This is a genomic window from Thermostilla marina, from assembly GCF_054657455.1.
In genome coordinates this window covers 2,047,089-2,062,326 of the sequence record NZ_BAAHYR010000001.1, presented here as the reverse complement: position 1 = coordinate 2,062,326, position 15,238 = coordinate 2,047,089, and the positions used below count along the sequence as shown (strand labels likewise).

The 15,238-nt window shown below is 59.3% G+C and carries 12 protein-coding genes; 6 read left to right on the top strand and 6 right to left on the bottom strand.

Annotated features, from left to right (window positions below):
* Positions 1 to 21: 21 nt before the first annotated feature.
* The 4 genes from ACYQ2I_RS07530 to ACYQ2I_RS07515 all read right to left on the bottom strand — a co-directional run bounded on the left by ACYQ2I_RS07530 (position 22) and on the right by ACYQ2I_RS07515 (position 6,640).
* Complete coding sequence (locus tag ACYQ2I_RS07530; RefSeq protein ID WP_460166397.1) at positions 22 to 2,529, bottom strand: hypothetical protein; 2,508 nt, start codon at positions 2,527 to 2,529, stop codon at positions 22 to 24.
* Between the two features lie 225 nt (positions 2,530 to 2,754).
* Complete coding sequence (locus ACYQ2I_RS07525; protein ID WP_460166396.1) at positions 2,755 to 4,032, bottom strand: ribonuclease D; 1,278 nt, start codon at positions 4,030 to 4,032, stop codon at positions 2,755 to 2,757.
* A 259-nt stretch (positions 4,033 to 4,291) separates the two neighbouring features.
* On the bottom strand, positions 4,292 to 6,019 hold the full coding sequence (locus ACYQ2I_RS07520) for a sodium:proton antiporter (protein WP_460166395.1): 1,728 nt from the start codon (positions 6,017 to 6,019) through the stop codon (positions 4,292 to 4,294).
* A gap of 204 nt (positions 6,020 to 6,223) precedes the next feature.
* On the bottom strand, positions 6,224 to 6,640 hold the full coding sequence (locus tag ACYQ2I_RS07515; RefSeq protein ID WP_460166394.1) for a hypothetical protein: 417 nt from the start codon (positions 6,638 to 6,640) through the stop codon (positions 6,224 to 6,226).
* Here ACYQ2I_RS07515 and ACYQ2I_RS07510 point away from each other — a divergent pair.
* From ACYQ2I_RS07510 to dusB, 3 genes are all read left to right on the top strand, one after another.
* Positions 6,627 to 6,842 carry a hypothetical protein gene (locus ACYQ2I_RS07510; RefSeq protein ID WP_460166393.1) on the top strand — a complete coding sequence of 72 codons (216 nt, stop codon included), beginning with the start codon at positions 6,627 to 6,629 and terminating at the stop codon, positions 6,840 to 6,842. The two genes, ACYQ2I_RS07515 and ACYQ2I_RS07510, sit on opposite strands and share 14 nt — an antisense overlap.
* Before the next feature lie 756 nt (positions 6,843 to 7,598).
* A complete protein-coding gene (locus tag ACYQ2I_RS07505; RefSeq protein WP_460166392.1) occupies positions 7,599 to 9,446 on the top strand; it encodes a hypothetical protein in 1,848 nt (615 codons plus the stop codon).
* A 127-nt stretch (positions 9,447 to 9,573) separates the two neighbouring features.
* The gene (gene dusB, locus ACYQ2I_RS07500; RefSeq protein ID WP_460166391.1) at positions 9,574 to 10,605 is read left to right on the top strand and encodes a tRNA dihydrouridine synthase DusB; all 1,032 of its coding nucleotides are present in this window, start codon (positions 9,574 to 9,576) and stop codon (positions 10,603 to 10,605) included.
* Positions 10,606 to 10,656: 51 nt separating this feature from the next.
* Here dusB and ACYQ2I_RS07495 read toward each other — a convergent pair whose 3' ends face one another.
* On the bottom strand, positions 10,657 to 10,815 hold the full coding sequence (locus ACYQ2I_RS07495) for a hypothetical protein (protein ID WP_460166390.1): 159 nt from the start codon (positions 10,813 to 10,815) through the stop codon (positions 10,657 to 10,659).
* Positions 10,812 to 12,470: a sodium-dependent transporter gene (locus tag ACYQ2I_RS07490; RefSeq protein ID WP_460166389.1), complete on the bottom strand. Its 1,659-nt coding sequence runs from the start codon at positions 12,468 to 12,470 to the stop codon at positions 10,812 to 10,814. Before ACYQ2I_RS07490 ends, ACYQ2I_RS07495 begins: the two co-directional genes overlap by 4 nt.
* A 321-nt stretch (positions 12,471 to 12,791) precedes the next feature.
* Between ACYQ2I_RS07490 and ACYQ2I_RS07485 the strand changes: the two genes are divergently transcribed.
* From ACYQ2I_RS07485 to sufC, 3 genes are all read left to right on the top strand, one after another.
* Positions 12,792 to 13,448: a helix-turn-helix transcriptional regulator gene (locus ACYQ2I_RS07485; protein ID WP_460166388.1), complete on the top strand. Its 657-nt coding sequence runs from the start codon at positions 12,792 to 12,794 to the stop codon at positions 13,446 to 13,448.
* A gap of 167 nt (positions 13,449 to 13,615) precedes the next feature.
* Positions 13,616 to 14,257, top strand: coding sequence for an NADH-quinone oxidoreductase subunit B (locus ACYQ2I_RS07480; protein WP_460166387.1), 642 nt, complete (start codon positions 13,616 to 13,618; stop codon positions 14,255 to 14,257).
* A 107-nt stretch (positions 14,258 to 14,364) separates the two neighbouring features.
* Positions 14,365 to 15,171: a Fe-S cluster assembly ATPase SufC gene (gene sufC, locus ACYQ2I_RS07475; protein WP_460166386.1), complete on the top strand. Its 807-nt coding sequence runs from the start codon at positions 14,365 to 14,367 to the stop codon at positions 15,169 to 15,171.
* The last annotated feature ends 67 nt before the right edge of the window (positions 15,172 to 15,238 follow it).

Genomic DNA, 15,238 nt, shown 5'->3' with positions numbered 1-15,238 from the left:
ACGAATCGAACAACGCGCCGTCTAATTGGAAGGGGATTCGTTCCTCGCCTCGTCGGCCGTCATCTTCGCAAGCCGCTCGCGCCAATCACTGTGCCAAAATCGATCCTTGACCGGGGCTTTGGGGTATGGATAGTCCAAGTACATCATCGCAATGGCGGCGCGGCGTTTCTGGGCAATTTGCGGAGACGCCGCAACCATTTCGGGCAGTCCCTCGACGTATCCGATCGCAACGGTCGTCGGAGAAACCGGCGACACCTCACCCGCCGCAGTTAACAGTTTCGGGAGCATGTCCGTGCACGGCAATTCACGATCGTCGACTTCCAACGTTCGCCAAGCGGCCGTCAAGTCGGCGACTGCTTCATCGAACGACCGGGCGTCCTTCCAGGTGACCTCTTGAATATCCCCCGGATCGAGGCGGGGAAGAACCGCAAAACGAACCGTCCCCGAGCTTTCTCGCCGGAGCAGGCCCAACGATTCAAAACTCACATTGGTCCCGTTGACAAGCCGCCACGCGGTCCCGTCGTTCGCCAAGTCGATCGTGCCGCCCAGATCGGTCGAACTTTCATATCGAAACAACGCAACCGAGTTTGAAGACAGCCGAAAATCCTCCAGTACCGTACCATCGTTTCGGCCCAACGCAACCGCCTGCGAGCGTCCCAGGTCCAAAAGCGGACGTGTCGCGTCGGATTGCGGTACCGACACAGGGAGGATCGTCCCACCGGCATCCGCCAGCGAAAGATCGAACGTGGTCGCCAGCGACGAGTAGATCCCCGTCCATCCGGCAACACGAGCCGTCGAACAATCCGGCTCGATCTCGACGATGTCGATATCGGTCTTTGCCCGCACGAAACCGATATGGATTTGGCTTTGCCGCACGACGACGATTGTCCAGACAACCGCAGCGGCGGCAATGACGATCCAGCTCCATTCCGGCTTGCCGGCCAGTCGAAATACGATCCACACGCAAGGAATCGTCAACCCGACGTAACCGATCAACATCGCGATGACAAATCGCTTCGGCGGCACGCGAATCCGACATTTCTCCCGCAGTTGCGGCACGATCGTTGTCGACAACGGATCAGCCTCGACCAGTTGCGGATCGCGCAAGAACGAAGCGTACGCGGCGACGGCTTCTCCTGCTACCGCATCAGTGATGCTCGATCTCCCGTTACGATCGCGTCCCACCCACCAACACGCACCGATGTACGTCCCGGGTTCGCCGTTCAAGTACCGGTACTTAATCAGGATATCGGTATACTCCCAACTTCGAGGCGGCAACCGCAACAACCAGCCCCGCCAGACAAGATCGTAAACCGGCCACTCGATGAGCGCCGCGTGGCTCAGCGGAAAGGCCGAAACGACGATCCGTCCACGTCCGATACGTCGCTCGTAAAACAACCCGCGTGTTTCGGGAACTTCCCGCCCCGGCGCTTGTGGTTCAAGTTTGATTCCATAAATCGGCCGCGATGCTTCCAGCGGCACGGCGTTCTTCGGATCATCCACCAAAGGCTCGACCAACGGCTGAAAACGATCCGGCGAAAACGCCGTCGTCCAGTCGTCATCAGCCGGCCGGCAAGGCAAGTACGGCTCCAAGAACGAACCCCGCAGCCACTCCATCGAATCGGGCCCGCTGATCACCAATTGGCCGCCGAAGTGCAACCAAGCCAACAACGTCGCTTGTTGCCCTTCGTCCAATACGTCGGGATCGGCTTGGTCCCATATGAGATACGCCGTACACGCCCAAGACGCCAGATTGTCCGGCAGCGGCACATCGCGATCCCCCGCGTACCGGCACGCCCGCAACACCCCGGGCAACGCAACGATGTCCCATGGTGCGGCAAAGACGGGAAGTCGATCCAGAAAAGCATACTTTTCCGGCGTGCGGCTCAACACAATCACGTCCGCCGCGAGCTTTGGGTTCAGCATCGCCTCGGTATCCGATGCCGCTACGACGCGACCGCGGCGATCTCGCAATTCGCCGTGAATGAGGACATTCGGCTGTACCTGCGGCGGAGGCGTCAGCACGTCGAGCGCCAACTGCTTGATTTGCCCTTTCGCCAACCGCACAGGACGCTCGACCGCAACTCGGGCGTCGTCCCACACCGGAATCGGTCGTTTCGAATCCGCATCGTGAAATTCGACTCGCAGCGTCCCTTGGAAATCCTGCTTGTTCGCCTGGGCCAACACGAGCATTCGTTGAATGTGCGAACATCGCACGGTCGGCAACTCGCGGTTCTCCATGTCGGGAAAGACGCGAATCTTCCCCAGCTCGTAAGCGGGCAGTTCTTCTTCCCGCATCGCTTCACGGCGCCGCCGACGTTCTTCCAGAAGTTCGTCTACCGAATCGGCCGGGCCGGAGACGGCTTCGGAAGCCGATTCTGCCCACAACGGACGTGCATCGTGAAGCGAGATGAGTAGACCGCACACCGCGCCAAGCATCCACACGAGCCGCACGGCGCGCAACCGCCGGGCACACCGGAAAGCGATTCCGGCTCCGCGATTCCGTGCGCCCGCTCGCTTCGGTCGCATCGAGGTCTCCCTCCGGCTGGCTGCAAGCGGTCGGCGACCGCGGAAACGAGTTTCTTCCGTCACAACCGAAAACCGACGAACGGCCCAGCAACGTCTAGACGAGTACCGTCCACGACGGCAAACCGACTGCCACTCTTAGAGGATGGCCGATACACCCGCGCGGGTCAAGAAATCCGTCCATCGCACTTGCGTCGGGACATTCTACCCGGCTCCACACGTTCGGACTTATCCTTGTTCGCTTTCATCGAGCGAATCTTGGACATCTCTCCGCGCACCACGATGACCGCGGTTGTTGTGACCGGCAGTCTTGCCCTTTTCGGCAGGCATGTCGACGGGAAAGAGAATGAACGGGTCGTCGGCCAAAGGATCGACGATTCGAATGGCCTCACGGCCCGACAGCAACCGATCGAACAAGTTGCCGACCAATTCTGCCCGCCATCCGGTTGCCAGCAACGGTGGACCGCGATCGTCGAACTCGTGCAAACGGAAGCCGAGCCAGTTCCGCACATCGTTCGGGCTTCCCACCAACCCGGGTGATACCCCCGCGCGCCGGCACACGCTTCCAAGCGCGGCATACAAAAACTGCACCAACAATGGTAGATGCGGCGCATGCATCCGAAACTGGGGCTTGGGGCATTCGTCGTCAGGTAGATTCAAAGCCTTGGTGACGGCTTCTGAAATCTCGGGCACAAGCTTTCGAAAGCGGGGATAGCCCAACCCACGCACGGCCAGAATGTGCTTGGGGTCTGCCGATTCGCGCTTGGCCAATTCGACGATCAGATCATCGCGCAAAATCGTTCGCGGGGGACGATTGAGTCGCGCCGCCCGGTCTTCTCGCCATTTCCAAAGCTCGCGCACGATCGCCAAGCCGCGTCGCGAAAGGCTGCGGTTCCCCGAAATCCGCCAACGATCCGTACCCCGGTAGTGCTCGACGATCTCGGCGTTTCGCCTTTCGATCTCCTCTTGGAGCCACGCTTCCCGATTCCACTCGACGAGTTTGACGTGCAAAACGTCCCGCATTCGCGGCAGATAACGAACGTCGTCGAGGGCGTATTCGATTTGTCGATCGGTGAGCGGTCGTCGCCGCCAGTCGGTGCGCGTTTCGTGACGTCCCGCCTTTTCATCAAGCAGTTTCGACACCAAATTGGCATATCCGGCGGGATACTCATGCCCCGTCATCCCCGCCGCAATCTGTACGTCGAAGATCCGCCGCGGAAACTTTCGCACCGCCCGATAACAAAACTCCAGCTCGCCTCGACCGGCATGGAGAATCACTTCTGCTTCCGTCTCCGCCAACGCCTCCCAAAAGCGTTGAATTCCTTCGACGGCAAGCGGGTCGACCACCAACAGCTGATCGTCGAGGGACAATTGAATCAGGCAAAGCTGCGGCAAATAGGAGTTTTCGGCGACGAACTCCGTATCGACCGCGATGCGGCGCGCTGTGCCCAACTTGCGGCACAACGTTTCGAATTCCGCGTTCTTCCGGATGTATTGATAAGGCACGACTGTTGATTTCCGTCTTGTAACTCACCGGTTGACGAAGAACGCGCAATCGCTTTGCAGCCTCGCGCGTCCTGAACGCACGCTCAAACGGCGGGAGCCCCGCCTCTCGGCAGGGCTCCTACGTTCCGCAACCCTTTGCTCGACAAGCGAAGCCCGGCCGGAGCTCGACTGCCGATATTATATGTTATATGCGATCTCTCGCCGGTATCGGCAGCCCCTCCGGAACGGCCAATCCTTCCCCGTATTCGTGTTCGCGCAATCACACGAGGAACACGAAGGTGACGACGACGAATAGCGGAATCAAAATCAAGCCGCTCCACAACATATAGCCGAAGAAGCTGGGCATCTTGACGCCGCGTTTATCGGCGATCGCCCGCACCATGAAGTTCGGAGCGTTTCCGATGTACGTGTTCGCTCCCATGAACACGGCGCCGATACTGATCGCCACCAACAAGTGTTCAGCCACCCCATTGCCCGGCGGCACGAGGTTCTCCCCTCCCAAACTCCGGGCCGTCTCGAAAAAGACCACGTAAGTCGGCGCGTTGTCGAGGAAGGACGACAACGCACCCGTCGCCCAGAAGAATTGCACCGGCGAGGTCAAACCGAGGTTCGGTCCCTCGACGTTCAGGATTTGCAGGGCGGGCTGCATCGTGATGAAGATCCCAAAGAACAGCGCCGCCACCTCGATGATCGCGTGATAATTGAACTGGTTGGCCTTGCGCAACTCGTCGTCGCCCCAAATCAGCGATAACGCCACCATGGCCAACTGGACGACCTCCCGCAGGTACATCGGCGGGTGCCAGTTCGTCCCCGGAAACGCCTGCGACGGATCGAGCAACGCCACGCCGAAAATCACACCGATCAATAGGGGCAGGTGCGGGAATAACCCTCTCACCGTCAGCTTGCGGGTTCGAACTTCGTCCCGCAACACATCCAGCTTCTCTTCCTTGCGGTAGAAATACAGGTAATCCATCAAGAAGTAGATGACCACCAACACCCCGTTGACGAACAGCCACTCCTTCCAAAGCTGGAAAGTCCACAAGAAAGGCACGCCTTTGAGGTACCCCAAAAACAGCGGCGGATCACCGATCGGCAACAAACACCCACCGCAATTGCACACGCAGAAGATGAAAAAGATCACCGTGTGTTGGACGTGTTTTCGCTCGGCGTTCGTATCGAGCAACAGCCAAATCAACAACATGGCCGCGCCGGTAGTGCCGACGAAGCTGGCCAACAAAGCCCCCAGCAAGATGATGATCGAGTTGGTCAGCGGATGCGCCCGCAGGTCACCCTCGATACGAATCCCGCCGCTGATCGTGTACAACGCGAACAACAACACGATGAACGGAACGTATTCATTGAAAATCGCGTTGGCGAAGACGTCGAAGGTCAACCCCCAATTCAAATCTGCCGAGGGTTCCGAAATATGGTGCGCCGGCCAGTGAGCCTCGATGGCGTTGCCGTGCATGACGAGGAAGTAAATCAACGTCACGAAAGCCAGCACGGCCGCCACGTAGAATCGATGGAGGTTGCTTTCCCACCAATGCTCGCTCCATTTCATCAACGGCAACAGGGCGATGGCCAACAGCAGGATCACGAAGGGCGTGACCATCCAAAGCGGCGGCGGTTCGATCGCTTCACCATGTCCTCCTCCGGCGTGCTCGCCCTCGACGTCCTCGTGGACGGCTCCCGCGTGCTCCTCGCCCGATTCGTCGTGCGTCTCCGCGGCCTCGCTATGGCCGGCAGCCTCGTCCGAGGTCGTGTCTGCCGTACCATGCTCGCCGTCGGCGTCCTCCGTCGCATGATCCGCGTCGTCGGCCGAACCCTCGTGCAGGGCCGCTTGCTCGTGTTTCGCAGCCTCGACCAGCAACGCCGTCCCTTTTTGAGGAATTCCCAACGCCAGCGCCACGGCATACAGCACCGCGACGACGCCCAACGCTACGACGATGTTGCGATTCGTCTTGTGCAGATCGTGTGAGTGAGACATCGTTTTCTCCACACCAAAATCCTTTGCCCTACCGGAAGTCACACGGGGCGACGCAACCGGCCGTCCGTGCTCGCGGGCGGTGTGCACCCGGATCCCGGTTCTGCACACTCCAATGTGCCGCCCGACAGTCAGAAAGATGAACGGCTAAGGGAACCCGATTCGCAAGAGAAAATCAAGGGTGGGCACGACGGGGTCGAGTTCCCTTCAAAGATAGGTCACAAGAAAAGAACGCCACGAAGAATAATCCCACGAAAAAATTACCCCACCGCGCGAACTACGCAACCTCGCGAACTGCGTGCAAATCCGGTCGTCGGCGAAACCGCCGGTATCCACGCGGTCGGATTCGGAGAACGAAAAGCCGGTTCCCCGCGTAATGGTGAATTCAGGGGTGGCCGCATGAGTCGTCTTGCTCTTGCGGCGTTCGCCCCGCAGGATTCCGAGAATCGCATCAATTTGCTTGACATTCTCCGCAAAATCCCGACAATCAACGGTTTGATGCAGTTCCAAAGGGGGGATCGCAGGCGCGATGCCGGCGTGCCCCTGCCCGGAAGTCGGTAATTGCATTCGCAAACCGGCGGCATATCCATGTGAACGGGAGGTACCTATCGTGCCCAAATCCATCCTGGAAGCGATCAAGATGGGCTTGTGGGACTATGAACCGCCGGAAGTCGACGCTTCTCAGTTCTCCTCGACCGACGCCATGCCCGGCACGAAGGAGAAACTGAGCGTCTTGGCCGAGCGAGTTCAAAAGGGCCTGCCCTTGTGGCACCCCGACGATCGAAACGGCATGGATCAACCGTTCCGCCCCAAGAAACCTCGCTAATAGATCAGCGGACCTCGTCCCGATCGGGCGTATGCCTCCCTTTTCGAGCATGACGCCGCGGGGCGTATTCTCTCCTGTCTGTCTTCCGGGGCACCTGCCGATTTCTTCTCGTCGGTCAGCGTCTGGTGCCGTATCCCACTTCGCCAGGCTTCTTGAAGCACGCATCCCTGTTGGGGCTGCATTGCGTGCGGCGGTGTGCTACAACATGAATCGCCGATCGCAAGTGAACCGCGAAAGGGGATAGCCATGAAACCGCCCGCCGTTCAGAAATCGTTTCGCGTACGCAGCAACAGCCTTTTCGGCCTGCGGAGGCCCCTCGCAGTTTCCCGCCCAAACGTCTTTGCTGCGGCGATTTCGACGACGCTTTGGCTGTTCTTCGCCGGGCCGACATCACCGGCCCAAACGCCCACGGCCGCCCCACCGATGCCGCCCACCGGTCCGGAAACATCAGATCTCTCTGATGAAAACAGTGTCGCCCCACCTCCTGTGCTACAAATTCCGGTCGACAGCGGAGGCACCGGCTCGTCAGCGGCCCCGACGCCGGCCGGATCAACCGATCCCGAAGCACCGGAATCAAGTTCTCCCGCGGTCTCGCCCGGATCCCAGACGCAGCCCGTACCCGTTCCTCCTGACGGACCATCCTCAATCCCTCAATCTCCCCCGGCAAATGTTCCCGACACGGTTCCCCAACCGAGCCGGGCTCTCGCATTTCAACAGCTGGATCCCCCTGCAAAACGACAAGCGGTCGAAACTTTCTTGAAGCGTTACGCTACCGCCGGCGAAAACTCCGAACGTATTCCGCTGGAAGCCGTCTTTACGGTCACCTCGAGCCGAGACGAGCGACTCGCACGGATTGCTCTCTACTGGAAGACCGCGACGACGATCGTACGGATCAATCGGCTGGACGTGCTGGCGTTGTCGGCCGCTTCGAAGGCGGTCCGCCCGGAAGACAAGCTCACTTGGGATGCCTTCACGGCCGCTTGGGAAACGGAACTGGCAGCAGCGAGAGCCCGTTCGGCAACGCTGCAAGGAGAACTTGCGGCCCGACTGGGCACATCGTCTACCGCGTTGCCGGTCCCCCAAGATTTGCCGCACGTGGGTCGTTACGAAACCTACCTGGAGCGTCTACCGGCAACCATCTCATTGCCGCTTTCCGTCCGAATCAAGGCCGAGGGGCTGCCGAATCGTCACCAAGCACTCATTCTGCGGTACCAGGCCGTACTCGCCGCCGAGGAATTCTGTGAATCGGCCGACCAGGCATATGCCGCCGGAGCGGTCGGGATCGATTTGCCGATCCTCGCGCGAGAGCGACTACGCGATGCGCTGGCACAGTTTTGTGAAGCCGTCGAATCGTACAACAACGACATCGCCCTCTACGCCCTTTATGTGGCCCCGCCGGACCTACCGCCCGATCGCCTCGTCCGCATGTTGATTCTGCGGCCGGACTCGCCGGTCGATTCTTCCGAATCGACCGGTTCGAGCGGTAGCGAACCATCCGATCGATCCGGCGATAACTGGCGTCCTGCGGAAGGCTCGACCGATTCGGAACAAGACAGCGCTCACCCGACACCCCCCCCTGCCCCGCCCACGCTTCCACAGAATCCCGGTACGGCCGATTCGTTGCCATCGAATCCACATCGCGACGAGGCCGTCGTCCCCACAGCCGCTCTCGAACCGACCGACGACGCGTGGCAACCCCAGCCGAATCCCGAGGCGCTACAAACGCCCGAAGCCGTCTTCGAACCTCCCTTGGTTCCTCTCGGCGGTCGGGCGAACGACGTCGATCCCCTACCTGTCGACACAGACGACGAGATCGAAGATTCGGCAGAAAGCGACCTTCCATCGCCAATCGAACCGTACCGCGCCCGCCGCGTGTCCGTAGGAGACGTTTCACTATCGATTTCTTCCGAGAGGGAATCGCTTCGGGACGCCGTTTTCGGCAACGCGATCTCCGACATCGACGGTGTCGCGGCGTCTTTGGAGGAATGTCTGTCGCGAATCCCCTCTCGCTCGCAGGCGGTCGGCAAGTATTGGGAAACCGTCCGCCGGAAAGCCCACTACGCCAATGCGGTCGATCGCAGCGCCGCCTTTGCCGTGCTACGCGCCGAAGCCGCATCGCTCTCCGATCTGCCGACCGCTCGTCGACTCGAAGCGAGCATGCTAAACGCCGACGCCCGACTGGAAGAAACGAGGATAGCCTACCGAGAAGCGGGCGCCGCACTCGGCGAAGCGATGGGAGCGACCACATTGCTACGACCGAGCGACTTGCCTCTCGTTTCGGCGTACGCCTCCCGCGCCGATACACTTCCGGGCGAATTGCAAGCTGATCCTCGCATTCACGCGGCGCAGTCGGCCATTGAAAATTCGTTTGCGGCCGTCCATGCGGCGCACAGGGGAGTCACCGCCTCCGCTCACATCGTCGAACAGGCGGCAAGCCGGCGAGAACAAATAGCGGCCGTGGAACGGTACTACGATCAGGTCGACAGGTGGATCGACGCGGTAATCGACTACAATCAGGCGGTCGCCGGATACGCGCATCTCGCCGTTCCCCACGATCTTCCGGCGGCACGTTACGTCGGCGTCTTGATCGGCAATTCACGCTGATCGCGACGCCATCCCCTTGCCGAATCGCCTCAATCGACCAACGATGAACAAAGGAAGCCATCGGCTCCTTCGGGGGTTGCTCGGCAGCGTCACTTCCTTCGTTTCTCGCCGTGCCCATTCACCAGCAATGACGACGAACACCGGCCGCCTTTGCATCGACGACAAAGTTCACATCGGCCACCTATCCATTTCGCCGCCTTTGTTCCAGGCGCCGATGGCCGGTTTCACGAATTTCGCATTCCGGCAAATCGTGCGGTCGTTCGGTGGTTGCGGGCTGCCGATCACTGAAATGGTTTCTGCTCGCGGATTCCTGGAAATCGACCGTCGCGGCGAAGGCTATCCGGAACGACTCTGGGGTGTGCGAGAGGAACCTCGCCCATTGGCGGTTCAAATCTGGGACAACGATCCGGGGCAAATGGCGGAGGTGGCTCATCGGCTCGTCGAGGAATTCCACGTAAGCACGATCGACATCAACTTCGGTTGTCCGGCAAAGCAAATTGCCGGCAACGTATCGTGCGGCTCGTACTTGTTGCGATTTCCGGGGCGTGTCGAAGCCATCGTCCGACGTATCGTGGAAACCGTCCGACCGGTCCCGGTGACGGCCAAGATCCGCCTCGGCACCGACCGCAAAAACATCACCGCACACGAAGTCGCCCAAGCCGTGGAAGAAGCCGGCGGCAGCGCCTTGGCCGTTCACGGCCGCACGGCCGCCCAAATGTATCGCGGCGAGGCCGATTGGGATGCGATCTCGGCCATCAAGTCTCACCTCAAACGAATTCCGTTGATCGGCAATGGCGACCTGAAGACACCAGAACAAATCGTCCATGCCCTGCGAACGTACGATGTCGACGGGGTCATGGTCGGTCGCGCGTCGTTGAGTCGTCCATCGATTTTCCGCCAAGCAGCGGCATTGCTGGCCGGAAAATCACCGCCGCCGGAACCGTCGCTTGCCGAACAGCGGGACCTCATTCTGCACCATCACCGCCTGCTCATGGACCGCTTCGGACCACAGCGAGGCACGGTACTGATGCGGAAATTCGCCTGTCGTTACGCCCACGGTAAACCCGGCGCAAAGCGGTTTCGCATCGAGGCGGGGCGGGCAATTTCCCCCGCAGAGTTCCAGGACATCGTGTGCCGCCACTTTTCGGCCGACCGATAGCTCGACGCGAACACTCCCGAAAACGCCCGTCGAAACGTGAAGCAGCCGAAACTACTCCGGTTCGTCGACATCGGGAGTGCGAATGTCCACCGGCGAATGCAGGTGTTCTTCGCTGCCCGGCGTCTTCAACACCTTCGCAATACAGAACGCCAACAAGCCCGTGACGGCCGACACGGCCGTTATCATCACGATCCACCCGGCGGCGGTCATATCGACACCTCCTCCTGTGCCTGCTCCGCTCGATCCCATCGTCGCATCGCTTGCCCTACCAACAAGGCGAAAATCAACGCCACAAACAACAGGAACATCAACACCAACCGCACGACCGGATCCTCGACGGCCTGCACCAGCCGCGGTGTTTCCCCCCCGTCTGCCTGCGTCTTGATCATCGGCGAGATGATGCTTTGATATGTCCAGCCGGCCAAAACCAGAAGCAGGTAGACCGGCGTGACGTACTTCAAAATGTATCGGAAGATTCGCGGAATGCGGATCTCGGCGCCCCGAGACAGTTCCTCCAATCCTTTATCCACGCCCAGCACCCACGCAAACAGGACCGACTGAAACGTCGCCAACAAGAAGATGGCGAACGTTCCGATCCAAAAGTCCATCGTGTCGAGAGCCTTGAATCCGGCCGAATAATACACGACCAGCATCGCCCCCATCGCCGTGATGAAGGCGAGAATCGTCACCGAGGCATGCCGTTTGAGCCCGACGCCTTCTTCCAGAAAGGCAATGGCCGGCTGCAACATCGACAGAGAACTCGTCACCGCCGCCAAGAATAACAGGAAGAAGAACAGGAAACCGAAGACGTTGCCGTACGCCATGTGGCTGAACACATTGGGCAGGGTGGCAAACCCCATCCCGAACGTTCCCGGCGGGTTGTCGATAATCTGCATGCCCATGAAAACAAACGCCGCCGGAATGGTAATCAGCCCCCCCAATACGACCTCGCAAAACTCGTTCCCGGCAACCGCCGTCAAGCTCGACAAGGCAATGTCGTCATCCCGTTTCAGATAGCTCGAGTACGTGATAATGATGCCGAACCCAACCGACAGCGAGAAGAAAATCTGACTGGCTGCGGCAAGCCAGATTTCGGGATTTTTCAGTTTGTCCAAGGCATCCATCCAGGTTTCGCCCGGTTTGACCGGATTCCACATTTGTCCCAATCCGTTGAGAACGTTCTGATCGGGATGGGCCGGATCGGGGGGGCCCAGCGTCAATACGCGGATCAAAACGATCACCGCACACACGATGAGCGCCGGCATCGCCCATCGGCAAAACCATTCGATGCCCTTGGTCAAGCCCCGGTAAATCAGGAAGAAATTGACGGCAAAACAGATAATCAGGAAAAAGACCGCCGACTCGAGAAATCCCGTCTTGCCCGCAAAAGCATGCTCCAACACCTCGCCGCCGTGGTTTGCATTGGCCCCTACGAACGAGGCAAAAAAACTGTCGGCTGCCTGCGCCGACTCGAAATTCATATGTCCCCCCAAGTAGCGAACGGCATACGCCAGACACCACGCTTCGATGTACACGTAATACATGTAAATGACCACTGGAATCAGGATCGCCAGTGTGCCGACGTAGCCCGCAAACTTGGTTTTCCAGATGGATCGGTAAATGCCGGGCGATGAATTGTACCCCCGCACGCCGCCGTAGCGCCCCATAGCCCACTCGGCCCACGCCAGCGGTAATCCGAGAAAAACAAGGGCGACTAGGTAAGGGATCATGAAAATCCCGCCACCGTACTGGGCCGCCTGACCGGGAAAGCGCAAGAAGTTCCCTAGTCCCACCGCGCTACCCATGACGGCCATGATGACGCCGATACGAGATCCCCAATGTTCCTTCGAAGCGTGTCGGTTCATAGATTCGTTCTTCGAATTGAGAATTTCAGCTGGCTGGATCCTCTTTCTCGATTCCGAACGTTCGCGGGCCGAAATCGGGGCAAATTCGGAGCTTAATTTGGGCTAAGCCGCGAAGAAACGCAACCCCTGATCCGCCAGTTTCCAGGTACACTCTTCACTTTTTGCATTTCCAAAAGCGACTTTTTTCACACACGCACCGACTTTTTAACAATTACGCTTGCCAAAACTGTCTTAACGCCGTACGATTGCAAACGAGCGACTTCCGTTCCGGATGAACCGATCAGAGTGACTGACTTTTTGTCGAATGGCATCGAGTGAACCGTGAATACGATCCCCCCGGCAAATGACCTGGAGCTTCTCGACCTGCTGCGGGTCGAAGGCCCGATGGATGTAACCGAGATGGCTCAAGCCGTAGGAGTTACGGCTACAGCCATCCGTCAGCGGTTGGGGCGATTGATGGCCGAAGGCGCCATCCGGCGGCGATCCGTGCGAGAAGGCCGAGGGCGCCCGAAGCACGTCTATGAACTCACCGAACGGGGGGTCCGACTCACCGGTTCGAACTTTACCGATTTGGCGTTCGCGTTGTGGGAAGGTGTTTGTGCCGTCGACGATCCGCAAACACGGGAGGCCATCATCCGAGCTGTGGCCGCGAAACTGGCCGAAAAATACGCCGCAGAGGTCGCCGGCACGACCCCGGCTCAGCGGATGGAAGCCTTGATACACCTTCTCGGTCAACGCAGGGTGCCCTTTCGTGTCGACAAAGAAGACGGCCTGCCCGTACTGAATGCAGAAGTTTGTCCCTATCCCGGACTTGCCGAAACAAACCGCGATATTTGTCGTCTGGAAAAGCTGATGTTGTCTCAACTGATGGGACACGAAATGGACTTGGCGGAGTGCCGTGCCGACGGTTCCGATTCGTGCCGGTTTTGTCTTTCGCCCGGGTCGACCGCCGACGCTGCGGGCGAATCGGCCCCCTGACGTTTCAAACCTGCAACCGATGGGCCGCGGAACGCGAAAGAAGGCCCTATGTTGCTCCCCCCAAGTTGCCGAACCCGATATACTGGTGAAGTTGAATGCCGGGTGGGCATTTTCACGAAGTTTCTAAGCGTTCTAGTTCAACACCATACCAACGACGGACGGTCGGCATGACTCAACCTTGGATCGAAGGTCGATTTGCAGAAGGGGTCGTAGTCACTTCGCTCGAACAAGCGCTGAATTGGGCGAAACAAGGCAGTATTTGGCCGATGACGTTCGGCTTGGCTTGTTGTGCCATCGAAATGATGGCGGTCGGTGCGAGCCGGTACGACATCGATCGGTTCGGTGCAGGGGCCTTTCGCGCGACGCCGCGACAGTCCGACCTGATGATCGTCGCGGGAACGGTAACGTACAAGATGGCCAGTCGTGTCCGGCGACTGTATGAAATGATGCCCGAGCCGAAATACGTCATCGCCATGGGCGCTTGCACGCTTGGCGGCGGTCCCTATTTCGAATACGGCTACCACGTCGTCAAAGGCGTCGACCTCGTCGTCCCCGTGGATGTATACGTACCCGGATGCCCGCCCCGTCCCGAAGCCTTGCTGGAAGGCCTGATGCGACTGCAAGACAAGATTCGCGGCCGTCGAATCGCACGCCGACCGGGGGCCGATCCCGGCTCGAAGGTGCCCGACGAAATCCCCCTCCCCCATCAAACAGGCTTCGTGTCGGTACAGGAGGTCCACCGTGTCACGGCAGCTCAGGCAGTCCACGAAGCCCCTACCTCGAAACGTGAACCAAACAATCCATCGTAATCGCATATACACAGTCATCATTTCGCAACCGCGGTCTACCTGAACCTTCTTCTTCAACCATCAAATCGCTCCGGCGAAAAACATCGAACCGAAGTACGGAAAATGCAATGAGTCAAGAAGTTCTGTCCATCGTCGATTTGCACGTCAACGTCGAAGACAAGCCGATCCTGCAGGGAGTAAACCTGACGATCCGGCGTGGGGAAATCCACGCTTTGATGGGGCCGAACGGCTCGGGTAAGACGACCCTCGGCTTGGCGATCATGGGACACCCCGGGTATCAGGTCACCAAAGGACGCATCGAATTGGACGGCGTCAATCTGGTCGAGCTGGAACCGCACGAGCGGGCCCGCATGGGCTTGTTCATCGCATTTCAGCGTCCCGTGGCAATCCCTGGTGTCAAAATGGCCGATTTTCTGCGTCACGCCGTGACAAACATTCGGCGGCCGGACCGCAAAGAAGGCGAAGAACTGATTCCGATGCGGGAGTTCCGCAAGGAACTCAAAGAAAAGATGGAAGAGCTTCGCATGGATCCATCCTTCGCCCGGCGATACGTAAACGACGGATTCTCGGGCGGCGAAATGAAACGAGCCGAAATCCTTCAAATGGCGATGCTCCGGCCGCGTTTCGCCATTTTGGACGAAACCGACAGCGGTTTGGACGTGGATGCCGTCCGACTGGCCAGCGAAAGCATCGCGAAAATCGGCGGCCACGACATGGGGCTGCTGATCATCACGCACCACGAACGCTTGCTCGAACACAATCCGCCGAACTACACCCATGTCATGCTGGCCGGCCGTATCGTGGAAACCGGCGGCCCCGAATTGGCTTTGGAACTTCATCGCAACGGCTACGACCGCATCCGAGCCAAGTTTCCCGAGTTAGCTGCGCAAACCGAAGAAGCGGCCGCTACCTGATCGGTTCCGGAGCACACCGCGTCCCTGCCCGATCAAGCGTCCGATTCCATAACGACTGAATTCCACA